This is a genomic window from Arenibacter sp. F20364 (assembly GCF_023015905.1).
Lineage (GTDB): Bacteria > Bacteroidota > Bacteroidia > Flavobacteriales > Flavobacteriaceae > Arenibacter.
Window position 1 is genome coordinate 13,073 of sequence record NZ_JALKBD010000001.1, and the last position, 24,805, is coordinate 37,877.

Annotated in this window: 14 protein-coding genes and 1 tRNA gene; 5 read left to right on the forward strand and 10 right to left on the reverse strand. The window is 38.8% G+C overall.

The annotated features are described in order from the left end of the window. Positions 1-301: 301 nt before the first annotated feature. The 4 genes from MWU84_RS00055 to MWU84_RS00070 form a co-directional block, all read right to left on the reverse strand. Entirely contained in the window at positions 302-2,509 is a 2,208-nt protein-coding gene (locus MWU84_RS00055; protein WP_085496264.1) for a hypothetical protein, read from the reverse strand. A 99-nt stretch (positions 2,510-2,608) separates the two neighbouring features. Then, positions 2,609-3,049, reverse strand: a complete 441-nt coding sequence (locus MWU84_RS00060; RefSeq protein WP_085496262.1) for a DUF1573 domain-containing protein — start codon at positions 3,047-3,049, stop codon at positions 2,609-2,611. Positions 3,050-3,083: 34 nt separating this feature from the next. Further along, positions 3,084-4,256 (reverse strand): BF3164 family lipoprotein, encoded by a 1,173-nt coding sequence (locus MWU84_RS00065; RefSeq protein ID WP_176225580.1) that lies wholly within the window; start codon positions 4,254-4,256, stop codon positions 3,084-3,086. Positions 4,257-5,562: 1,306 nt separating this feature from the next. Next, a complete protein-coding gene (locus tag MWU84_RS00070) occupies positions 5,563-5,784 on the reverse strand; it encodes a hypothetical protein (protein WP_085496254.1) in 222 nt (73 codons plus the stop codon). Between the two features lie 315 nt (positions 5,785-6,099). Between MWU84_RS00070 and MWU84_RS00075 the strand changes: the two genes are divergently transcribed. Then, on the forward strand, positions 6,100-7,173 hold the full coding sequence (locus tag MWU84_RS00075; RefSeq protein ID WP_111622089.1) for an ISAs1 family transposase: 1,074 nt from the start codon (positions 6,100-6,102) through the stop codon (positions 7,171-7,173). A gap of 675 nt (positions 7,174-7,848) precedes the next feature. Here MWU84_RS00075 and MWU84_RS00080 read toward each other — a convergent pair. Together MWU84_RS00080 and MWU84_RS00085 are read right to left on the reverse strand one after the other, a co-directional pair. After that, a complete protein-coding gene (locus MWU84_RS00080) occupies positions 7,849-9,096 on the reverse strand; it encodes a site-specific integrase (RefSeq protein WP_085496253.1) in 1,248 nt (415 codons plus the stop codon). A 226-nt stretch (positions 9,097-9,322) separates the two neighbouring features. Then, positions 9,323-9,396: transfer RNA gene (locus MWU84_RS00085), tRNA-Pro, on the reverse strand. Positions 9,397-9,657: 261 nt separating this feature from the next. On the opposite strand from MWU84_RS00085, the gene MWU84_RS00090 reads away from it, so the two are divergent. The 4 genes from MWU84_RS00090 to MWU84_RS00105 all read left to right on the forward strand — a co-directional run bounded on the left by MWU84_RS00090 (position 9,658) and on the right by MWU84_RS00105 (position 16,467). Next, positions 9,658-11,577 carry a VCBS repeat-containing protein gene (locus MWU84_RS00090; RefSeq protein ID WP_246896138.1) on the forward strand — a complete coding sequence of 640 codons (1,920 nt, stop codon included), beginning with the start codon at positions 9,658-9,660 and terminating at the stop codon, positions 11,575-11,577. An 82-nt stretch (positions 11,578-11,659) separates the two neighbouring features. Continuing rightward, positions 11,660-12,298 carry a DUF1080 domain-containing protein gene (locus MWU84_RS00095; protein WP_246896140.1) on the forward strand — a complete coding sequence of 213 codons (639 nt, stop codon included), beginning with the start codon at positions 11,660-11,662 and terminating at the stop codon, positions 12,296-12,298. Positions 12,299-12,345: 47 nt separating this feature from the next. After that, entirely contained in the window at positions 12,346-15,228 is a 2,883-nt protein-coding gene (locus MWU84_RS00100) for a PVC-type heme-binding CxxCH protein (RefSeq protein ID WP_246896142.1), read from the forward strand. A gap of 54 nt (positions 15,229-15,282) precedes the next feature. Then, positions 15,283-16,467 carry a VCBS repeat-containing protein gene (locus tag MWU84_RS00105; RefSeq protein WP_246896144.1) on the forward strand — a complete coding sequence of 395 codons (1,185 nt, stop codon included), beginning with the start codon at positions 15,283-15,285 and terminating at the stop codon, positions 16,465-16,467. A 493-nt stretch (positions 16,468-16,960) separates the two neighbouring features. On the opposite strand, the gene MWU84_RS00110 is transcribed toward MWU84_RS00105, so the two are convergent. The 4 genes from MWU84_RS00110 to MWU84_RS00125 form a co-directional block, all read right to left on the reverse strand. After that, on the reverse strand, positions 16,961-17,299 hold the full coding sequence (locus MWU84_RS00110; RefSeq protein ID WP_246896147.1) for an SdrD B-like domain-containing protein: 339 nt from the start codon (positions 17,297-17,299) through the stop codon (positions 16,961-16,963). A 25-nt stretch (positions 17,300-17,324) separates the two neighbouring features. Continuing rightward, positions 17,325-19,319: a SusD/RagB family nutrient-binding outer membrane lipoprotein gene (locus tag MWU84_RS00115; protein ID WP_246896156.1), complete on the reverse strand. Its 1,995-nt coding sequence runs from the start codon at positions 19,317-19,319 to the stop codon at positions 17,325-17,327. Between the two features lie 16 nt (positions 19,320-19,335). After that, on the reverse strand, positions 19,336-22,647 hold the full coding sequence (locus MWU84_RS00120) for a SusC/RagA family TonB-linked outer membrane protein (RefSeq protein WP_246896159.1): 3,312 nt from the start codon (positions 22,645-22,647) through the stop codon (positions 19,336-19,338). Positions 22,648-23,082: 435 nt separating this feature from the next. Next, positions 23,083-24,801, reverse strand: coding sequence for a SusD/RagB family nutrient-binding outer membrane lipoprotein (locus MWU84_RS00125; RefSeq protein WP_246896161.1), 1,719 nt, complete (start codon positions 24,799-24,801; stop codon positions 23,083-23,085). Between the last annotated feature and the right edge of the window lie 4 nt (positions 24,802-24,805).

Here is a 24,805-nt window from a genome sequence, read left to right on the forward strand (position 1 = left end):
GTCACTGGGGAGCGTCGAAATGGCAAGAAATCAATCGATGGCAAAAATACGTATAGAGAGAATAACAACAGCACTATCAATAAGTTAATACTATGTTCTAATCTTAATATTCTAATTTTGGTACAATCTATCTTAAGTGTCATTTCAATGTCCTTTTGCAAAATAACTTTCAGGATTCAAGGGGCTAAGGCTTTTTCAAATTTTATAGAAAGTGAGTATTACAATAATCGGAAATTATCCACATCTCCATATAGTCCATGTAAAATGAAAAAAATATTCACAAACTCCGAAACCTGTTAAACTAACGTTCGTTTACGAATATTTGCTTACCGTCCCTATAAACAAAGGGTAATTCTTCCTTACCGTGGTCCTTGTTTCTTAACCAGTATATCGTATTCTCGGGTACATTCTCAAATTTTAAAAAGTTATACTCTGCAATTTTGGAGCCTCCACTTTTCCATCTCTTATCGTAATATAAAAGCTCGTAATTATCCCCAATCACTATTCCATTGTTGGCATTTCTGGGGGCAAACCTTACTTGTGAAATGTGCTGAGGGCTTCCAAAATCGATACCTATGGAAAAAGTTGTAACGTATGTTTCTAGGTTGCCATCCAAGGCCCGCTCTACATCTTGGCTTGAAGGTAAAAGGTTACCATTCAATTTTGTATAAAGACCAACATCCACGTTTCTTAATTTTTCCTCAGACAAGATAGAAGGTTCCGACCCTTTGACAATATTCATGTTTTGATTTACTGAAGAGAACACCTCAAAAGTTGCAATATTAAGCGGTTTACCATTACTAATACACCTCACATACCTAAATTTCTTTTTTGTCGAAATAGGTAAGGCTTTCACTGAAAAATCCAAAATGTCTGATGAGCCAATGGAATAGAGGTCTATTGCATCCGAAAAATCCGCGCTGTTGGCCCCTTGTATTTTGGAGCCAATCATATCCTTCATGAACTCAATTAAATGGTATTTCAAGGGAAATTTACGAGTAAGTCGTAAGGTAATCGGATTGTTGTTGGGAGCTATTTCCATAACCTTTCTGTCGAAATCGATATGTAATGGGTTGGAGATTGGAATGAACCCATTGGAATCATAGATACCAACAATATAAGTTGCATTTACAGGAACTTTTTCAAAATTGATTTTTTTACGGTCATAATCAATCTCTCCCCAGGCAATGGGCTTCCAGCCTCTAGGGCTAAATATCGCCAAATAGCCCAATTTTCTATTGGTACTATCCTTCTTAAACTTGTAGGGAACTGAAAAGGTGGTAACCTTGTGGTATTCCTCGGTTACATCCTTCATATATGGGTTTTTGAATGTATTCGGGACGTATTCATTAATGCTGGCCAATGTTCTTGGGCACCTCTGTTTGACATACATATTTCTGTACATTTTGGATAATTCGTTTTGATGCCTGTAATCACCTAACTGTTGCCATTTAGGGGAATAATGGTGATAAATTCCTGAAGTATCCCGTACCGATACCCCATAATGTATTTTGTCCCTGTTAAAGTAACCCGAAGTATAGTCCAAATAAGCGGGAACGCCACATGCGTTTAATACCCTTACTGTCCATTCGGAATGTCGGTCGCAATCGAACTTATAAAACTGTAAAATATCGTAAAACCCTAAATTTCCGATTTTATGGCCATTGTCCTCGAAAACATCGAGACAATAGGTGGCAAAATTTAAGCGTCTCACGGTATTAGCAAGGTTTAAAGAATCATTAGAATGAACAATACCGTAAAAATAATTATTAATATAACTGGAATATGTATCCACAGATTCATTCATGCTCCTATATGTCAACAAGGTGTTCTTGAACTCGTTATAACTCAAATCCCTTGCAAAAGGGGACTTCTTCCAACAGGAAAACGCATTATCAATATGGTCAATCAACCAGTTGCAGGAGATATTTTTCAAATCGGGATAAATTCCGTTGGTTTGATTTTCCGTTTGGATATTGAATAGCAATTCCTTGCCAATACTATCTACAAAGTGCTCAAAATGTACAACTTTTTTTCTATGGAATTTTACGTCAACAGTATCAGGGTAAGTTCTTTTTATCAGGGAATCTACAAAGCCCTTTGTCGGAGCGAAATCCTTTGTGTCTAGAATATTATGAAGATAATCTGCAAACCGGAAAAGTGAAGTATCTGCCTCATGAAAGAAGATTACTTTGGTAAGCGAGTCAATTTTTTTAAATGATTCTTTTACTAAATCTGGGTAGGACTCAATCCTTTTTGATGAAAAATGACCCTTCATATTAGATATAAGAAAACAGGCCGCCCTATATTTTAAACTGTCTTGTGGATACTTTTTATAATGATCTAGCACTTTAATCAATTCCATTTTATTTTCCCCCGCTTTTTCTAAAGAGGAAAGCACACCTTTCGGATATGGATATCTTCTTAAATCCACACAATTATAGAATAGGAGAAGAAAAAATACCAATATTTGTAGATTTACCAAAAGAACAAATAATCTTTTACTCATTGGAAACAAAATAGAATATGAAGTGGAATAGCCCTTATGCTTAATAAATGTAACAAGCCAACAATCATTGGTTCTATAGTACTGTAAAGAGCCAAAGTTTCATTCCACCCTACCATAAAATGTCAATAAAAATGGGGATAATGGTGAATTACTGTTAACAGTCACTACTTTGTTTACAAAACCTTTCATGTGTTCATCACTTACAAAGATGCCAATTATCGAATCAGTCTTTCCAACAGGTAAAGGGCTATCATTAAAATAAGCTACCGTACAGCCACAAGTAGCCTCTGCGTTATAAATTAAAAATGGGTGTTGCCCTACATTCTTATATTTAAAAACCCTTTTAATTGTATCGCCTATCTTAACGGAACCTATATTGATAGTAGTATTTGTAATAAACTCAATCTTAACACTATCGTTTTGCACATTCTTAAATTCCAAATTATATTCATTATTCTTGTCTTTGTGTTTTTGATTACATCCAGTCAATCCAATAAAAAGTAATATTGTCCATAGCAATATTTTGTATTCATTTTCCATTTTCTAAAATAATTAAGTCACTAACTTTTACTGACTAGTTTTCAGATAATACATATTTAATTAATTTGTTAGAGTCCATCATTCCATATAAATGTGTGAAATTTTCTCTGTCGATAGCTATTGTATTCACTTTTCTGTCCAATTTAATTCTATTTACTGGATTCCCTTCCCAATCATAAACCAAGACAATATCGGATATATTGAAGTTTTCATCACTGTCGTTCAACAAAGGGCCACTGTAAAGGGCGAAGATATTTTTATCACTAACCGCAATATTGCGAAAGCCTTTTTTACTGTCCTTCCCTGCAACAATTTTCTTTGAATTTGGTCCTACAAGAAGATTAAAAGTAGGCAGATAGTATACTTTTTGATATTTTTTCTTTAAACGATAATTTTTGTCAACCGATATTATTTGAATTACTGCTCCTTTACCAGAAAAACAAGCAAATTCATGGAAGCTTCCTGGTCTATAGGCTACTCTATTATCCATTCTCATATTTAAATATTTGAAGTACAAAGAATCCTTTTCGCTTTGGGTTTTATTATTTTCATTTCCGGGTACTTCAATACCCGTTGTTAATTTGTTTGTATAGAGGTTCAAAACGCCAAAGGTTTTGTTATCCATATTTGAAGTTAAAAACTTACCGAATAGAATTGAATCGTTCAAGAAATAAGTATTCGAAAAAGTAATTTTTGTTGAATAAAAAATAGGTTTCGGCCTGTATTCAGATTTATTTAATAAACTGTCCCAATTATAGCGAAAGATTTTATGCGGAGAGTTTACCTGGGTAATACTAAAAACTGAATCATTGTTTGCGACACCATTTTCCATTGAAACTGCATTAATATTCATTTCGGATTCTCCATTGCCCGCAAAACCAAACTTCTCTACTAAACGGCCATCTTTTAAATTGACAATACTAAAACCCGCCTCACCTGTATTATCATTAAAAATGGCCAAGGTGTCATAAACTTCGAATTTACGGGGCCGAAATAGTATTGTGTCGCTTTGAAATCGGATTTCCTCACCTACCAGTACAATCTCATTATCTTTAGAAAAATCGTTTAACGGATTATTGTAGTTGTTAGCACAACCCAACAGAACACACGTTGCTAGTATTTTTAAACAGTATATATGTAGAGGCGGATGTATCTTATAAAATCCTTTATAAATATTCCTATAACATGTTCGTAAAATACGTATCATAAAAACAAAGCGCAACTTAAAATAATTAATCATCACAAGGTCGATTATACTAGCATATGTATGTTTTGATTTTTTGTGAATACATCCAAAAAATACTTTTTAGGGTGTTCCGTATCCAATTTTTTCCTTGATCTGTCATCAAGTAATTTAACTACATGACCAATTTGGTTGTTTTGCACGTTGCCCAAAGGTGAATCCTTGGAAAAATACTTTCTCAATAATTTGTTGGTATACTCATTGATGCCCGTTCCCAAGATACTTATGGATATATGAAAAATACATTACAACCGATTTCTTGGCGATTTTCATATGCCCAGAGATCTCCTTACCTTTGTCATTGGATTAATATGGATTCATTCCTTATAAAGTTCTTGTGCATTTACTGTGATCTTGAAGAACTTATCGATTGCATTTCCACCGACATTTTCGACTAACAGTAAGCTGGAGCACCTGTCCAAAATGCACCCTTATGCCCCTTTTCGATGATAAGGTCTTCCTTGAAGTTCCCGACAGTTTTCTTGTTTTCCACAATCGAGAGGAACTTATCTATGGCGACCCTTCCCAGTATGCCCACTATTGTCTTTTCTCAGTATCGTTTATATTTTACGTAAGAATTCCTCAAACTCTTGTAAAGTTTACCTCCAATAGCCTTGTCCTCCCATATCCTTATTTAGATGCGCTCACGACAGACCATATCTATATCCCTCAGACGTGCACTACTTGTTATCACTTAGAGGGACCATTAGTAATTCCAGAGCTTGTCCCATTCATAAAGCTACATCTTGGGCGTAAAACGCTTTTTCACATGTCCTTCCCTCATTCGCTCGTCTACAATTATTTCGGTATCTTTGGTATTGTTAACGCCCCGTCTTCCCTAGTTCCTTTCCTGCTCTTGGGAAAGGGACGACTCGGCAATGGATGCTTTATGAATATATCTATCTTCTTAAGGCCGTTTTTCAACTTCCACTCAACAACAGACCTTTGTTCCAAGGTCATTTGTTTGTAGCTCTTAACACAACTATTTGACTTTTTTGGGGAATTTTTCCTTCGGGGATACCCCCGAAGGAAAACTCCCATCAAAAACTTTCAATAGCAATTGAATCTAAGCCAAATTCCCCTTCTATGATATAATAAATCCAAGAGGCAAAATAACATATCTCCAAAACGTTAAAGCAAATCATACTTGGATACACTTTGAACTACAGTCTATTCATCTGAGATAAATCAATAAAATTTAGCAGAACCCCCTTAACTTGACAACAAATATGATAGTACAAAGTAAAACAATGAATAATCCATGAGACTTTTATATTTCTTCAAAATCATAAAGTGTATACCATTCACCACCACCCTCTTCAATACATGTATCCCAATCACTGTAAACACAAAAGCCAGATGCCTTGGCATCTTTAACCTCTATAACAGAAAAAGAATTTGCCGAACTACTATTAATGTTAACATAATTAACCGCCATCACAACAGCTACTAATAAACCACCTAATAATTTTAAATAATTTTTTGTTTTCATAATTAAAAATTTTTAAAAGATTAATAAAAATTACTTATGTATATACACATTAATAAAATTAGTAGATTATTTATTTAATATACACTATTTCTTACTTTTTTGTAATAAAATATTAACTATAAAAGAAAAAAAAACTTAGGTAATAGCTCAGGGCAAACTCACACTTTCCAATAAATACATCTTCAATAAAATTTCATCCAAATAGATGTAATTCAAGTAAATAAGTGTTGTTTTTTAGGTCGATTATTTGTATATTGTACTGATAATTGATTGTTGTTGAAAACAATCCACAATTTCAAGTCCATTTTCAGCAAGATGGACGACCCCAGGAGCGATATAAACAAGCTTCACAGATTGGACGATATCCTTCTTATTGGTATAATTTCGGTGATCTGTGCCGCGGATACATGGAAAGATATGGAAACATACGCCAGGGCAAAAGAGGATTTTTTACGTTCGTTCCTGGATCTTCCCAATGGCATACCTTCCGATGACACCTTCAACCGTGTATTCTCATCAATAGATCCAGAACAGTTCGAATCCTGCTTTATGGGCTGGGTATCGGGATTGGCCGATCTTACCGATGGCGAGGTTATCCCCATTGATGGCAAAACGCTAAGAGGATCCAGATCCAATGGAAAGAAGTCCCCTTTTCATATGGTAAGTGCCTGGGCCAGTGACAACAACATGGTTTTGGGCCAGGTCAAGGTCTGCGAGAAGTCCAACGAAATTACCGCCATCCCAAAACTCTTGGAGCTTATTGCCATAAAAGACTGTGTAATCACCATAGATGCCATGGGTTGCCAAGAACATATTGCCAAGACCAATGTTGGGCAAGGGGCCGATTACATCTTGGCCGTAAAGGACAATCAAAAGCGGTTGCACCGGGATATCGAAGATGAATTTAGATTTGGCAAAGCTATCGGGACCCATATCCATGACGACCTGGGCCATGGTAGAATAGAGACACGTAGCTGTAGTGTCATCAATACTTTTGACTTTATAGAAAACACGGATAAATGGACCAAATTAAAGAGCATCATAAAAATTGAAAGCATCAGGGAGTTTAAAAATAGTGCAAGATCCAAAGAAACGGCTACCCGATATTATATCTCAAGCTTGGAGAACAGTGCGGAGGCCTTCCAGAAAATGATACGCCTACATTGGGGAATTGAAAATAAATTACATTGGGTATTGGATGTCGCCTTCTCGGAAGATGCATCAAGAAAAAGAGCGGGAAATGCCGCCCAAAACTTCTCGATACTGAGCAAAATTGCCTTAAACCTGTTGAGACAGGACAAACAGACCAAGCAAGGCTTAAAAGGCAAAAGACTTAAAGCGGCCTATGACAATAACTATATGACCAAAATATTAGGAATAAAAGTGTGAGTTTGCCCTGGGTAATAGCTTACATTTAATATGTGCCTAGCAAAAGCTGGAGTATTTTTTCTTTTTTACCTTAAGTGGCACAGATTGAAACGGAATGGGTGGCACTGATAAACGGTTCTTCCCCAAATTTGAGGAAGAACCCATCACTCCGAAATAGCCATATCGCTATTAATTTCAAATTCTTCATATAAATGTTCTTCAATCTCTTTAGAAATAAGACTTAAATAGTTCTTAATACGCTCTATCATTAAACTAGTGGTAATTGATGTTTTGTGTTGAATGGTCTAAATCAAATATATCAAAATTTAACAAGTAATCGTTTACGGAAAACCGTAACATATTTTGGAGAAAATAGTAAAAATAACATTCCACACATATTACACTCCCCTCCTATTGTCGGCTAGCATAAAAAGTGTTCCATTAATTTTTTAGAAGAAACTTTTAGAAGACCACATAATTTTTGAAGATTGATAATCTTAAAAAATTTGTACGAGATGCAGCGAGGGCCTGAGAAAACAAATACCAAATACGCCAGCACACCTCCCGATAGCCATATCGGGACACTCAAAAAAGTAAAGAATCTCAATCTTTACTTTTTATGCCGCACCCAAAGCAAAGTTACATAACCTGCCTGAATGAATTCGTTCAAACAGCCGCAAAACATTATTTTATAGCTTAATAAATTTCCTCAGCTCTAACCTTTTTTAGCTTCATCGTAGCCATCAAATTCTGCATATCCTCCCCTACCTTCTTTTCAACCACTCTAGCATAGATTTGAGTAGTTGAAAGCTTGGTATGCCCCAAAAGTTTGGAAACGGTTTCAATTGGCACCCCATTGGAAAGTGTAATCGCCGTGGCAAAGGTATGTCGGGCTACATGAAAGGTTATCTTTTTACGAATACCGCAGGCGGTTGTGATATCCCGAAGGGTGCGGTTGATCATTTGGTTGCTGTATATAGGTAATAATCTTCCATTTTCAAGCAGACTAGCATGGCTTTTATATTTATCAATGATTTCCATGGCCTTGGGTAGCAAAGGAATCTTCAAAGGTTCATCTGTCTTTGTTCTTTTAGTATATAACCAATCGTTACCGTCCATTCCTTTTACCAAATGGTCAATTTTTAGCCCACTAACATCAATAAAAGACAAACCCGTATAACAGGCAAAAATGAACAGGTCTTTTATGTGTTGGGTACTTGGAATATTAAACGTGGTATCCTCAATGAGCTGCAGTTCCCTTTCCGTCAGAAATTGACGTTCTGTTTTTTCAAAACGTAGTTTATAATTGATAAAGGGGTCCTTTTCCAACCATTCCAGTTTTACGGCAAGCCTGGACATCTTCTTTAAGCGCTCCATGTGTTTCATGGCACCGTTATTGGCACAACCCATTCGTGTGGCCGGTTTATACTTCCGTATATATTGTTCAAAATCTACAATAAAACCATAATTCAGTTTTTTAAGAGGAATATCCTCAACGCCCATTTTCTCTTTTAAAAATTCCTTGATACAACGTTCCGTACTGTAATAGTTCTTCATAGTTCCTTTTCTAAGGACGCTGATCATGGAGGTATTGTGATAGCTTATCAAATCGAGCAGTGTCTTGCCCCTATCGTCCTCTCCTAAATATCGAGCCTTTATTCCGGCCGAAGTAATGTCAACTTCCTCCTGCAAAAGTTGCCGGTGTGCCTCGTGCAATCCCGTAAAAACCTGATCCAAATACTTGTTTAGAGAGATTACATATTTGGAAAACCCCTTACCTCTTTTGCGTTTTTCGTCCCAAAGGGACACTGGCAATTCCCGATTTAAACTGAATTCCGCTCTTTTTCCATCCACGGTGACCCGAGCATAGATCTTAATGTTCCCATTTTCCAAATTCAATTTTCGAGTGACAAATACCACCGATAATCTACTGTTTTCTAACATATTACATAGCTTTAAATTAATAAATAAACGGTAAAAAACACAGGGTCAAATACCCTCTAAAGCTACTTCAATGTACAAAAAATACTGTGGTTTCAAAATCCCTTTATGGACACCAGAGGGGTGTTTTCAGGTAGTTTCAAGTGGTTTCATCTGGACCCCCTAAAAACATAAAACGTTGCAAATCAGGTGATTTGCAACGTCATGCGACTAGATGAAACTAGTCAAGTCGGGATGACAGGATTTGAACCTGCGACCACACGGCCCCCAGCCGTGTACGCTACCGGACTGCGCCACATCCCGAAAATGAGATTGCAAAAATAGGAAAGATCAAACAATTTAACCCTAATCTTTTAGCAAAAAAATGAATCTTTTTTGTTTATACTCTATATTTCAGCTCATTAGTTGAACCACCCCCCTTTTTCCCAGATTCCAATAACTTGGAATATTGTACAAAAATCAATCCGTCCATATAAAAACAAAAGATTGGTCAATTGAAAAATAAATACTAATTTGAAAGTTTTAATACATCAACCTTCATAAAAATAGATAAATCTATCCAAAATGCTTAAACGATTAATCATTTTCATGTTCATAACATGTACAACTGTTTCCTACAGCCAGTCCCCTGACGAAACATTAATACGATTACAATACAAGGATACCACGACTACCAAGGATCTGGCAGTTGGTCTCTGGGCCAATCCCTTACCCATGGATTACGATCAGGATGGAGACTTGGATCTCGTTATTTCTTGTACCGATGTTCCTTTTAATGGCACCTATTTGTTCAAAAATAACAGCAAAGACCAAAATGGTAATCCCATATTTGATGCCCCCGTTAAAATTGATGACGGTATGCGCAATGTTGCCATTTCCTATGTGGAAGGCGAACCCAGGGTCTTGGGTGTTGGCCTGGAATATGACAATTTCAGAAGATATGGATATACCAGACCTATTGGGCTTTATCAGGCATCTGAACTGCTGGATCTCTACAAGGAACGATTTAGCGACTGGAAATATGTTGATTACGACAATGACGGGGATATGGACCTGATCGTTGGAATTGATGACTGGAACGAATATGGATGGGATAACGCCTTTAATGAAAAAGGGGAATGGACCAATGGAGACCTTAGAGGCTACCTATATTTATTGACCAATGACCAAGGAAAATATAGAAATGACGGAAAAATATTGGCCGGAAACCAACCGATTGATGTCTATGGCAATACCTCTCCCAATATAGCGGATTTTGATGGCGATGGTGATCTTGATATTATATGTGGCGAATTTGTAGACCGATTTACCTATTTTGAAAACACTGGTAGTCGTGAAAACCCCTCCTATGCAAAAGGTAGATTTCTGGAAAATGCTTCAGGGTTTCTAGAAATGGATTTGGAAATGATGCGGCCCGTTGCATTGGACTGGAACAATGATAATAAGATAGACCTAGTGGTGGGTGACGAAGACGGGAGGGTGGTATTTATTGAGAATACTGGTACCGTAAAAGAGAATATGCCCATTTTTAAATCGCCCATATACATTCAGCAGAAAAGCCAAAATCTAAAATTTGGAGCCTTGGTTACCCCGTTCAGCGTTGATTGGGACGATGACGGGGACGAGGATTTGATCTGCGGAAATTCGGCCGGTTATATTGGTTTTATTGAGAATTTGGACGGGGGAACAAACCCCGATTTTAAAGAACCTGTCTATTTGGAAGCAGATGGGGAAGTGATTAGGATAATGGCAGGAAACAGCGGTTCCATTCAAGGTCCGGCCGAACGCAAATGGGGTTATACCACACTCACAGTTGCCGATTGGGATGGTGACGGACTAAAGGATATAGTACTGAATTCTATCTTTGGCAAAGTAGAATGGTATAGAAACATAGGCACGGAAGGTGCCCCCAAATTAGCAAAAATGGGAGGTGTTAAGGTGGCATGGGAGAAAAACAAGGTTCCAAAACCAGCTTGGAACTGGTGGAATCCAGAAAAAGACGAATTGGCCACCCAATGGAGAACAACACCATACGCCATAGACTGGAACAAGGACGGACTAATGGATTTGGTGATGTTGGATCACGAGGGTTATTTGGCGTTTTTTGAAAGGTTCAAAAAGCGAGGTAAACTTTTTTTAAAACCAGGACAACGCATCTTTAAAAATGCGGATGGCACCATAGGCAACGATTTATTACGCTTAACAGAGCGGGAAGCTGGTGGAAGTGGCCGAAGAAAAATTCAATTCACGGATTGGGACGGCGACGGAGACCTTGACCTTTTAGCCAATAGTGAGAATATAGAATGGTACGAGAATGTGGGGAAATCCAACGAAAGTACTATCTTTAAGAAAAGAGGAAACTTGGTCAATACTAAATTGGCCGGCCATACAACCAGTCCAACCGTGGTTGACTGGGATAAGGACGGGAAACCCAATTTATTGATTGGTGCAGAGGACGGCCACTTTTACTATCTAAAAGAATAAGACCATTCCGATCCAGGGATAATTCATCCTGGATTGTGCAGTTTTAAAGGAAAATTAAGAGCTTAATTAAAATCGAATTTCAATGAAGCGTTTACTCTTAGCTTCTTTCGCCCTATTGCTTCTCATAATAGCATATAAAAATACTAGCGACAAGAAAGCATTTTCCCTTTTTGACGGGAAGACATTTTCTGGCTGGGAGGGAGATACACTAACGACATGGAGAATTAAAAATGGAACTATTGTGGGCGGTTCTTTGGACCAAACGGTCCCGCACAATGATTTTCTATGCACAGAGCGTTCCTATGCCAATTTTATTCTGAAATTAAAGATTAAATTAACCGGTCAGGAAGGTTTTATCAATTCCGGAATCCAATTTAGAAGTAAAAGATTAATAGATCCACCCTATGAAATGACAGGCTATCAGGCCGATTGGGGAGAAAACTACTGGGCAAGCCTTTATGATGAATCCCGTAGAAACAAGACGTTGATGGCCCCAGATTCCACAAAAGTACTCGAATGGATAAAGGTGGGCGACTGGAACGACTATGAGATTAGGGCCGAAGACCGACGAATACGCCTCTACATCAATGGTCACATGACGGTTGATTATACCGAAGCTGATACTACTATTCCACAGTCGGGCTTAATAGGCCTTCAAATTCATGGCGCCGGAAAAGCACTGGTTGCCTTTAAAGATATTATTATTGAAGAACTGAAATAAAACAGCATACCCCAGCCAAGATAACCAACCATTCTAAATATACCCCCATGAGTAATCAATTATCACTAACCCGTACTTCCATTGTATTGCTCCTTATGGTCTTTACGATAGGTTGCAAAACAAAAAACGAAAAAGATACTGCAGACAAAATTGTTCTGGACAGCACCATTATTGACCGGGACTATACATTGGAAGCTACCATGTTGGGCTATTTCGCTCAAGACGGGACCCGAAACCCGACCTTAAGGGCAAACCAAGGAGATCGTGTTCGAATAACAATAACCAACGGGGAAACTATGACCCATGATATTGCCATGGAGAAACTCGGTATAAAGAGTGGCACACTCCTGGAAAAAGGATCCAGTACCAGTATTTCCTTTTGGGCGAAGGACAATGATACTTATTTCTGTACAGTACCTGGACATCGCGCAGCAGGAATGGTGGGTAAATTTGAAGTAGTGGAAGGAGATCTTTCCGGACCAACAATCGCGGGAGTTTTGCCGTCCAAAAATGAAAAACCAATCAACTTGGGCTTTGAAGCGGGATCACTTATGGATTGGACAGCCACAGGCAATGCTTTTAAAACACCTCTCTATAACCAGGACCCTTCTCCCATACACGAAGCCGATGCTAAAATTTCTTTTGATGGCAACTATTTTCTAAGCAGTGGCGGCAACACTAATTACAAACTCACTGGAATATTAAATTCCGTCCCCTTTAAGGTTTCCCATCCCTATGCTTCCTTTAGGGTTTCAGGAGGGGCCTTGGCCGATACCCGGGTAGAATTAGTCCTTGCAGAAACCAAGAAAGTTATCTTTAGTTCTACTGGCCAAGGTAGGGCTACCCTTCAACCAGTAGTGGTAGAACTTGAACCTTATTTGGAAAAGGAAATCTTTATCCGCATCATTGATAACGAAACAGGTATTTCGCAAATTCCTTATATAAAGGATGATAAATGGGCACATATCAATTTTGATGACTTCCGATTCTACCCCTCTCGCCCCTACTTTCCCAATGAGTTGAACAAGGACGACATTATTGTACTACCACCTCTGGACCCTATTCTAAATTCCGGACTCTCCGGTAAGGAAGCCGCCATGGCGATGACCTTGCCCGAAGGTTTTAAAATTAGTTTGGCCGCCTCAGAGCCGGATGTAGTGCGCCCAATCAGTTTTACTTTGGATGCCCGTGGGCGACTTTGGGTAGTTGAAGCCCACACCTACCCTACCCCTGCCTCTGAAGGCCAAGGAAGGGACCGAATTCTTATTTTCGAGGACACCAATGGCGATGGCATCTTGGATAAGAGAAAGGTGTTTACCGAAGGCTTAAATCTGGTCAGTGGTATAGAAGTAGGTATGGGAGGAGTATGGTTGGGAGCCGCTCCCTATTTGCTGTATATTCCCATTGATGCCGAAAAGGATAAGCCAGCTGGCCCACCTCAAAAATTATTGGATGGCTGGGGCCTGGACGATACCCATGAGGTTTTAAATAATTTGCGTTGGGGGCCTGATGGATGGCTATATGGGGTACAAGGAGTTTTTACCCACTCCAACGTAGGTAAACCAGGCGCATCTGACATAAACAGGACTAAGATCAATGCTGGGGTCTGGCGCTATCACCCAACAAGACATGAGTTCGAAGTATTTGCCGAAGGGAGCAGTAATCCTTGGGGCATAGATTTTAACGATTATGGACATCCCTTTATAACGGTTTGTGTAATTCCACACCTCTATCATGTAATCCAGGGCGCGCGATACCAGCGGCAGGCCGGGGAACATTTTAATCCCTATACTTACGATGATATTAAAACAATAGGCGACCATGTACATTGGTTGGGAGACCGTGGACCCCATGCGGGCAATTTTAGGTCGGCAGCAGCCGGTGGCGGACATGCGCATGCCGGGGCCATGATTTATTTGGGTGGAGATTCCTGGCCAAAAAAATACCGAAATACCATTTTTATGAACAACATCAACGGATCTAAACTTAACAATGACCAACTCACAAGGTCAGGTTCCGGATATGTTGGCTCCCATAATCAGGATTTTTTAGCGATGAACGATTCTTGGTCCCAATGGCTAAACTTTAAGTACGACCCCAGTGGTTCTGTCTTTGCCATAGACTGGTACGATCAGAACCAATGCCATAGTTCCAACCCAGATGTACACGACAAAACCTTGGGACGGATCTTTAAGATAAGCCATGACAATGATAGCTGGGTGCAGGTAGATCTATACAAAGCATCGGATCTGGAACTGGTCAACTATCAATTACATCCCAACGAATTTTTTGTAAGGCAGGCAAGGACCATACTGCAAGAAAGAGGCGGTAGCCCTGAAGTACATACAGCCCTAAAGGACATTCTGGCCAACAATCCCGATGTAACCAGAAAACTACGGGCGCTATGGACTTTACATGTCACCAATGGACTAAATGAAAAAGCGCTAAATGAATTGTTGGGCAACAACAATGAATACATCCGAAGTTGGGCAGTGCAATTAATTACCGAGGATAAAAAGATTTCAACGACTACTTTGGAGCGATTTGTAGACTTGGCCAATAACGACACCTCAGCCTTAGTCAGATTATACCTGAGTTCCGCCATGCTACGTTTGGAACCCGCTAATCGATGGAGAGTTATAGAGGCCTTGCTTCAAAAAACGGAGGATGTAGCCGATCACAATCTGCCCTTAATGTTATGGTACGCTACCGAACCATTAATTCCAATGGATGCGAAACGTGCTCTAGAATTGGCTAAAAAGGCTAAAATCCCTAATATTTTATCCTATACTCTTCAAAGAATAGATGCATTGAATACTGTGGACTCCAAAAATTTATTAAAAAAATACAAGGAACAATTGACAGATGGGGACAAGAAAGAAAATCAGGCACATATAATGCTCATTGACAATTTATTAAGTGAACAATAGCAAAGAATTTTCAACTAAAAATAACTAATTTTAGAACTACAAACAGGCCATAAAATGAAAAGGAAAATAACTAGGACTATTGGACAGCTTTTAGGTAGGCTTATTTTATATATGGGCTGTATTGTGGGGGCCAATGGCCAGACCGAAACCTCAAAGGATTTCAAAAAAACCGTTCTTACAAGGGATTTTATTTCTGAGGGAGTCGCTGTGGCAGATTTGAACAAGGACGGCCAAATGGATATTATCGCAGGCTACTACTGGTTTGAAGCCCCTGATTGGACACGTCATGAAATGGCACCCTCACGTACTTTTGACCCATGGAAGGAATATTGCGAATCTTTCCTAAACTTGGGTATGGACGTAAATCTTGATGGATGGGAGGATGTAATCATCATAGATTATCCGGGGAAACCAGGTTTTTGGTTCGAAAATCCGAAAAACAATTCCGGAGTATGGAAAAAACATATTATTGCCGAGGGCATGGGCATCTCCAACGAATCCCCAGGTTTTGTGGATATTGATGGAGATGGCAGGTTGGATATTCTTTGTGGGGACGTGGAAAAAAAACAAATCGTATGGCTTCAGGCACCACTGAATCCCGGAGAAACCCAATGGAAGCGTTTTCCCATCAGTGCTGAAAACGTGCCGGGCACTGAACGTTTTTCCCACGGTATTGGCCTAGGCGATCTTAATAATGATGGAATTGATGATGTCCTAATTGCGGAAGGATGGTTTAAAGGCAAGACCGATAAAACTAGTGGCAATTGGGAATTCCAACCCACCAAGATAAGCGAACCCTGCTCCCATATGCAGGTGTTGGACATCAATGGGGATGGCAACAATGATGTGGTCACTGCCTCGGCCCATGCCCTTGGCATTTGGTGGCATGAATGGCAAGAAGGGGAAAACTTTAATACCCATTTAATAAGCACTACAACAGCACAGACCCATGCTACTATTATGGCCGATTTAAACGGAGATAGCAACAAAGAATTAATTACAGGGAAGCGATATTTGGCACATAACGGAAATGATGCCGGGGACAGCGATGCTCCCATACTACTTTACCTAGAGTTTACTCCGGACAATGCTCCATATTTCCAAGAACATATTATTGACAATGATTCGGGTGCCGGACTTAATATTGTGGTGCAGGATATAAACAAAGACCAGACACCGGATATAGTCATTGCCAATAAAAATGGAGTTTTTCTTTTCGAGAATATGATGAAAAAATAAAAGGAAACGCACCGTTCAATCTAATCCTTTTAACGCCATAAAATGCAATTGAAAAGGATTGCTGAACTATCTACTTATGACCTTATAAATACGGCTGTAAACTATTCCCAGGCCTTTAATGTCTACACCCTATTACACTTCCAACTAGTCTTTCATCAATATCACTGAAGACTACGTATTAAGCATTAAGCGCCTTTAAAGAAAAAGCCCGATACAGTAACTGCACCGGGCTTTGAGGAAATAAAATATTAGAAGTTATTTCTAAAACTGTCGACAATGACAATAATGGTTTTGAAACTGTAGATAATCTATAGACATTTCCGTAAATTTTAAAATCAACTTACTATTTGTTTCAATTCCAAAAATTATATTAGATTCAGAACTTTAATTGGCATCGTATTTAAAAAAAGAACCAAGAATTTATTTAGTAAATAAATTCTTGGCCTTTCCTCAGAACTGTTAAATCAACAGTTTTTTTAAACTCTTTTAACGCCTATTTAGCATTAAGAGTTAACGCAACCTCTTTTACGATCTCACCACTTACATAAATAATTTGTGGGGTATTACCTGTATCCCAAACAACATCACCAACTGTAATTGTAGCTCCAACATAGTAATTACCTGCATCAAGGCCGGTAAAAGAGAAATTACCTTCACTATCAGTTTTAGTATCGAAAAGCAATTCAGTACCTTCAGAATATAACTTTACCGTTATCCCTGATAAAACCTCACCACCATCTGCACTTGCCGATCCAATAATAGACGCTTCATTATTTTTATCACATGAAACAAATAAAACCAATGACATTACTATAAAAAGTATCTTTTTCATTTTTTTAATTTATAAAGTTAATAGTTTATTCCAAAACATTTTTCCATTTGGTTTGACGACCGGTAAACCAAAGTGGCAAATTGTAATCATCATGCTGACTGATTCTGCTCCAATTTTCTGGATCAGTCGCCTGAATGCTTGGATTATAAAGAAAACGCTCTTTCCACTGAAATACTTCATATGGTGATCCTGGATTATCTCCAAGATATTTGACCAAACGACGGGCAGAAGCATAAGGAGTCTCAAAATTGAACATATTATAGTGCAACTGCAACTGGTTAAATATCGCTTGAACCTTATCCTCACTTGACAATCCAGAAAAACGCTGAGTCTCATAATTGGCATAGGCACTAGGATTGAACTCCATAGTTGGTCTATCCCTGTCTATTCTAGTCTGATCCATATTACTCGGGAATGATGGAGATGTTTGCTTAGAATACTTATTATCTGTATTCAAATTGTACCAATATTGACACGATAGTTCAATAGCGTTTCTATAGTGATCTTCTGCAGACCCATTCACAGTTCCAAATCCTCTTACAGCGGCCTCAGCCAAGGAAAGTTCTGTCTCCACCGAATGAAGTGTAGGGTATCTTACATCAAAATTGTATTGTGGACGAACATTGTATTCCGAAATCATATTTTTGTCAGTTCCTATGGTCCAACCAATATCACTATATTGACTACAATGCTCACGGAAAGCCTTCAAAAGATATGCCTCACGTATGGATAAGTCAGCGGCAGCCTCAGTACTCAATGTTATCTTTTGCTCATTTCCCGGGGTACCAAATGTAATCTCAGTAACATTAATATCCGTCATAATAGGATGGTTGATGTAATATGCCCTCATCGCCTTACTAAAATAACTATTTGGGTCAGTCCCATCGTCCCATGTTGTTTCAGCGCCAACATACCTACCTAGTATATCCTTGGAGTAAATATAAGCTACCCGAGGATCTACCGTACCGTTAATTAACCCTTCTTCAGAATTATCACCATCAAAATAGTACAGCGTTTCTCCATTGACTACTACACTACTTTCTGTTGGAACACAATGCATAACATCCTGTAGGAATCGTTTAGGAGCGCGGCACTCATCTGCCCGTTCCCTAAAGGCCCTTGTTATACCAAGTTCTACCTGTAAACGGTAAGGTTCAACAATGGCAATATCAGCTAAACCAGCCACATCATTAAACTGGTTAAAAAGTGGCTTTCCGTTCAACTCGGAAAGAACAGTAGAAGTAATTCCCGGCTCCATCTCACTTATATTCATAGCCCATCTTAAACGAAGAGAATTGATATACTTACGCCACTGCATAATGTCTCCATTAAAAATAACATCCTGCTGTTGAAAAGAGGTCAATTCCGCAGAACCCAATTCTACATTCGCTAAATAGGCTTCAATTTCCTTTAATTCCTCTATAATAATAGGGTATATATCCTTTTGACCTAAATATTGGGCTTTTTCACCATCTAGTGCACCGGCAGAACCTGTTTGGAAAAATGGTACCTCATCATATAGGTCAGTAGCACGTTGATACCCGTAAGCCTTCATTACATGTAACAATCGCATATAGAGTACATCAAGGGTCGTGCGGTCTTCCTCAGCTATTTTATTGAATTCCTTTTGAGCCCAAAGTACCTGTTTTATCCAAGCGCTATTTATATTATTAAATACCCCTCGATTGAAGGAGTTGGATCCCCAGTCGTTTTCAACATTTTGCAAAGTATAAGAAAGACCATAGTCACTGACAGTATAATAAAGTTGAACTCCAGTTCCCATAATTCTCGAACCACTTCTTAATTGATGGTATGCAGAACCATAATCGCCTCTTAAGAAGAAGCCTCTAGTAAGTTGTGATGTAAAATAGCCAGCTATAATACTAATACCAGCATTATCTGCCTGCTGTTTTGAAAACCCATCGGGATCTTGATATAAATCCTCCAAATTATCCTGACATCCAACATTACTCACCAAAAGCAAGATGGATAAGATTGATTTTAAAATTATATTTTTCATATTGTTAATTGTTTTATTATAGTTTAGCCTTTACAGACAATCCTAGCGATCGCTGAGCGGGAAGTGCGGTTGTACCTGAAGCCCCTTCCGACCATCCAGTACCGTTAGACGATTCAGGAATTGTATTCGGAGCAGCTTTATAAAGATAGGCAAGATTATTTGCAAATATAGAAAGCTCAATATCCCTCAATCCTATTTTATCTGAAAGATCAGGCAATCTATAGCTTAGAGAAACATTACGTAAGGCAATGTAGTCACTCTTGAATAAGCGATCTTCTGGAAAGAAACCGTTGGAGAAATAGGAAGCGTAGTAATATTCCTCAGCAGAAACCACTTGGGAATTGGCCACACCGCTAGCGTTAACACCTGACAATAGTACACCATCATTATATGTTGGACCACTACCTGGATCAGCACCAATTACCTTCTGACCACTACCGTTCAAATGATAGGCAATACCCCCACTTTCAGCATCTCTATAACTCAAAGTTTCATTTAACACCCCTGCGGCCATCATATAGGTTTCGGCTTCATGTATAAAAGTTGCACCGAAGGAATAATCCATATTAACTATAAGGCTAAAGTTTTTATAGTTAAAACCACTAAAAACACCTCCTGTTACATCGGGCAATAATTTGCCAACTTTTCTATTACTTTTTGTTGAATAACTATAACGTTGTCCATTACTATCAACTATTCGTTCTCCATTATTGGGGTCATTGTCATCTGAAGGGTTGATGTAGTTCTGCCAACCACTTTGTTGATAAATTACACCATATTCACCACCTACTTCTGCTACAGCATTCAAGCCATTAGTACTCCATAGCGATAAAGAGGTTAATTCTCCATCCAGTCTTTCAACCTTTGTTTTACTTGATGCAAAGGTCATGTCCAAATTCCATTGAAAATCCTCGCTGAATATCGGTTTTGACTTCAGTGCCAATTCCCACCCAGTGTTAGCTACATCACCGGCATTTAACCTGATGTTATTTACACCAAGTCCCGGAGGGGCGGTTACTTTCATTATCTGATCATAAGTATTTGAATGGTATAATGAAAAGTCAAGACCCAATCTGCTATTTTCGAATAAATAAGCTTCGAGACCAACCTCGTATTCACGCTTACGCTCAGGTTTCAAATTTGGAACAAAATTTTCATCTATAGGAGGAAGGTCACTTGGAGGGGAAAGGATAAACCCTCCTCCAGATGCTGAAATTCCCAAATTTACATTACTGAAGTAACGTGGTCCAGGACGCCCTACATCTGCCCAAGAAGTTCTAAATTTCAAAAATTTAACGACTTCTGGCATATCGAAAGAACTTGAAGCTATCCAAGTTGCACTGGCTCCTGGATAGAAATAGCTGTTGTTCTGTGGTGGCAATATTGAAGACCAGTCCTGACGACCTTGTACCTCAACATACAATTGATCCTTCCAATCTACCTGAAAAGAACCAAGTACACTATACAATACATCTTCTCCATTATCGAAGGTATATTGCGGTTGAACGCCGGAAGGAAGGTTAGAGAAAGAAAAATAATTAGGAATTACCATACCTCCGATCACTGTGGCTCCTTTTTTCTCTAAATAATTATTTCTTATAGCGCCTCCAATAAAACCTGAAAGACCGAAATCTTTGACATCTGTATCAAAATTAAGGGTAGCTTGACCGTAAGTTTTACGAATATCCCTACTTTCATCGGTATAGATGGATCCACTATTAGGTCCTATCAAACTCGGATCTTGTAATTTCCCTTTGTACTCATTATGTTCGTTGGTATTATCTATACCTCCCAAAACAGTTGCACTTAAAAAATCACTAAATGTAAAGTCCAATGTTAACGACTGTATATTGTGAACTCGATCAAATATAGATTCGTTCTGAGTCCAGTCCCATAAAGTTCCTATAACGGACGACCTACCTTGAGAAATAAAATTGCTCGTTAAATCTGGATTTGCAAAATAATTATACCCATTTTCAGTAACCATGTAACTTCTTAACAGATCAACGTCTATATCAGCTGAATAAGCTCCCAAACTAGAAGTTGCCCCTTGAGCATCGAAAGAGCCCGCATAGGCAGCATTAAGATTTGTGGTCGTATAATAATTACCTACATACTTTAAAGATATAAAATCGTTCAAATCATAGGATGCACTAATACTGAAAGTATTCTTTTTATACTCGGCATTTGGAATTATGGGCTTTACATTCATATTAGTATATGAAAATCGCACAGATCCCTTGTCATTACCTGAACTTACAGCAACATTGGAAGTTTGCTGCACACCAGTTCTGAACAATTGGTCAGTTACAGATTGATTGCTCCCTACCCAGGGTCTTTGGGATCCGTCCCACCAATTTAAGGTAACGCTAGGGTCAAATTTCGGTCCAAATGCAGCTCCAGCAACGTCCAACGCTCTTTGGTTATTGTCGTCAAGATAATAGCCTTGCGCATCAGTTTGACTATTGCTAGGACTTCTGCCCGTACCATATTGGTTTTGAAGCTCTGGCAAAAAAGCACTTTTATCCATTGAAGTAGTAAAAGAAGCGGAAACACCAAGCCCCTGACTTTTAGAACCACTCTTAGTAGTTATCAATATTACCCCGTTTGCACCTTCACTTCCATACAAAACTGAGGCTTTTGCTCCTTTTAGGATTTGAAAGGATGCAATATCATCTGGATTAATATCATTAATCCCAGTACCATTATCCCTTCCGCTTCTTGCGTTTTGGCTAATACCCGTGTTTTCATCATGGATAGGAATCCCGTCAACCACTATTAATGGCCTTGTAGTAGAGTTAGAATCAAACGACACAGCATTACGAATATTAATTTTCATTCCCCCGGAAGGCCCAACTGCAGTCGAAGCTACGCTAACACCAGAAGCAGCACCGTAAAGTGACTGTAGGGCATTAACGGGCGTACCACTAGACATAATACGGTCAGAATCCACTTGAGCTACGGAATAGCCTAATGCCTTGGCATCTTTTTTAATTCCTAAAGCAGTTACTACCACTTCACCCAATTGTTCTGCATCTTCTTCAAGAACAACATTAATTGTAGTTTGTGCGCCTACGGCGATTTCCCTTGTGCTAAATCCTAAAGAAGAGAAAACCAAAGTAGCATTAGTCTCTACATTAATAGAAAAATTTCCATCAAAATCGGTAGAAACACCATTATTCGTACCCTTTTCTACTACATTAACCCCGGGCAATGGAGTTCCAGTATCATCAGTCACCGCACCGGACACGGTCTTGTTCTGAGCCATCATTCCTTGTACCATAAGAAATGACGCCAGTAATAAATAGTAATGAAATTTTTTAATCATACTAATAATTTTTAGTTAGTTAATTAGATGTTAAGGGAGTTACCCCCAATGTTAAATAATTACTAAATTTTAATTTTCGAGTTTAGGTGGAGAAATTAATTCGACTAATGACAATTGCCAAAAGCCTAATGACGTATTATCGAAAACGTTTTAGTAGAAAATTGAAATACTATTTTGATATTAATGTATAAAAAATACCTTATTAGGTAAAAATAATATCATAATAGTGGTGGGGTTTTTGATTTTGGATAACCGATTTGATTGCACACAATGAAAACATATCGATTATAAGTGATATTGGCCAGGGCAATATCAGCAGTAAGAAATAAGAAACTTGCAAATACCTTAACAATATCGAAGCTTAAATACTTCACAAAAAAAAGAGGAGGGCAACCCCTCCTCTTCTTTAATTTAAACAAACTAAAAATAAATTTATTACTTGGCCCACCAGAGTTTGGTACCCTGAACATCTGGCCCTTGCTGTTGTAGTGCAGCATTTGTATTGTCACCATTGGTGTTATAAGCACCATTCCCATAGCGCATGCGTTGGGGATAAGCACCATTTAAGGTAGTTCCCGCTGCGAAAATATCAAAATCACTTACTCCTTCATACAACTCAGTCGGATATCCGGTATCACGAACTACAGCCCAGGCTTCAAAACCATCGGTATAGGAAACGATCCATCGCTGTATCGCAATCTTCTCTAGATTCTCGTCTACCGATCCGTTCAATTGTGCCATATCCTCCGTTCCTAGAAACGTAGATATATCCCCTTCTGGAACATCCCACATGGCCATAGCCTGGCGAATACCTTCCTGATAAAGTGATTGGGCATCTCCTGAGGCCAAGCCTTTTACAATTGCCTCTGCCTGTAGAAAATTACCTTCCGCTGCGGTCATTACCACTTCAGGAAAAATTTCCTTTCCCTGGTTTTTAGGGTTAATTACAATATCTGCCGGTCTGGAAAACAGCTGTTCCTTTACCTGGCCATAGACAAATCCGTTCAAGCGAGTAGGCTGACCAACGTAATAATCTCCTGCTGCTATGGAAATACCTACGGTATCAATAGTAACCCCATCATCAGTTTTAGTCCCAGAAGTAGAAGAATAAGATACTCCGGCGTCATCGAGTTGTTGCAAGATAAAAGCGGAATGCTTGGAAAATAGATCCCTTGAATCACCTTCTGCATCCTGCGTTAAAACTACATCACCGCCATCAATTGGCTTTGCGTAGTATGTCAATCGCGGATCGTTATTGTTTCTTAGGTAGTCGATCAACGTTTTACCTACATTCCAATTTGAACCAGTTCCAAAATTCCACCATACGTCACCATATGCGGCATTGGCCCATTGGCTAATATCCGGATCCTTTTCCATCAATGCATTTTCGTCAGAAGCGGTCAATAGTGGTGCCGCCAAAGCCTCCTCAATGGCACCTTCCGCAAATGTAGCACCATCGGCCCCTTCAGCCCTTAACGCCATTCTCAATTTTAAGGTATTGGCCAATTTCTTCCATTTTTGCATATCACCACCAAAGAACAGGTCGTTATTGGTCAATAATTCAACCCCTTCTCCTGATACTTCGGCATCTCCTATAATTGCCATGGCCTCATCCAAATCAGCGATCGTCCCTTGATAAATGGTGGATAGATCGTCATATTTTGGCGTAATATTGTCTGGGTCGAAAGCTTCGGTGTAAGGAGCCATACCAAAAGTATCCACATACATTTGATAATACAGACCCTTCATTATAAGACCGATGGCATAGAATTTCTCGTTTTGAAGATCACCGCCCTCTTTCACAAAATTGATAAATCCACTTAATTTACCAAGATACCCCGACATCCAGTCGTATGCAGCATCTGTATAACCGGAATTGTAATCATATCCCAAGGCATCTGTCCACCAACTACCGCTAAACCCAAAGGTAAAATGACCGGCATAACGATCCGCGTGGATAAGTTGTGCTCTCCAATAAGGATAACGGTTTGGAGCGTATAACTGAATCTGTAATTCCGTCATAAAAAATTTGGCACTCACTTCATCCGAAGTAAAGGCATTTGGATTTTCATTGATTTCGTCAAAATCCGAACAACTGTTAAATCCAAGAATCACCAAAAAAACAAAGGCTATCTTTTTTAATATACTTTTCATAGTT

Coding starts and splice junctions, on each gene's coding strand:
- MWU84_RS00065 (WP_176225580.1), bottom strand. CDS start 4,256: ATGATACGTATTTTACGAACATGTTATAGGAATATTTATAAAGGATTT.
- MWU84_RS00055 (WP_085496264.1), bottom strand. CDS start 2,509: ATGAGTAAAAGATTATTTGTTCTTTTGGTAAATCTACAAATATTGGTA.
- MWU84_RS00125 (WP_246896161.1), bottom strand. CDS start 24,801: ATGAAAAGTATATTAAAAAAGATAGCCTTTGTTTTTTTGGTGATTCTT.
- MWU84_RS00075 (WP_111622089.1), top strand. CDS start 6,100: ATGGACGACCCCAGGAGCGATATAAACAAGCTTCACAGATTGGACGAT.
- MWU84_RS00060 (WP_085496262.1), bottom strand. CDS start 3,049: ATGGAAAATGAATACAAAATATTGCTATGGACAATATTACTTTTTATT.
- MWU84_RS00095 (WP_246896140.1), top strand. CDS start 11,660: ATGAAGCGTTTACTCTTAGCTTCTTTCGCCCTATTGCTTCTCATAATA.
- MWU84_RS00105 (WP_246896144.1), top strand. CDS start 15,283: ATGAAAAGGAAAATAACTAGGACTATTGGACAGCTTTTAGGTAGGCTT.
- MWU84_RS00120 (WP_246896159.1), bottom strand. CDS start 22,647: ATGATTAAAAAATTTCATTACTATTTATTACTGGCGTCATTTCTTATG.
- MWU84_RS00070 (WP_085496254.1), bottom strand. CDS start 5,784: ATGAAAACAAAAAATTATTTAAAATTATTAGGTGGTTTATTAGTAGCT.
- MWU84_RS00115 (WP_246896156.1), bottom strand. CDS start 19,319: ATGAAAAATATAATTTTAAAATCAATCTTATCCATCTTGCTTTTGGTG.
- MWU84_RS00110 (WP_246896147.1), bottom strand. CDS start 17,299: ATGAAAAAGATACTTTTTATAGTAATGTCATTGGTTTTATTTGTTTCA.
- MWU84_RS00080 (WP_085496253.1), bottom strand. CDS start 9,096: ATGTTAGAAAACAGTAGATTATCGGTGGTATTTGTCACTCGAAAATTG.
- MWU84_RS00090 (WP_246896138.1), top strand. CDS start 9,658: ATGCTTAAACGATTAATCATTTTCATGTTCATAACATGTACAACTGTT.
- MWU84_RS00100 (WP_246896142.1), top strand. CDS start 12,346: ATGAGTAATCAATTATCACTAACCCGTACTTCCATTGTATTGCTCCTT.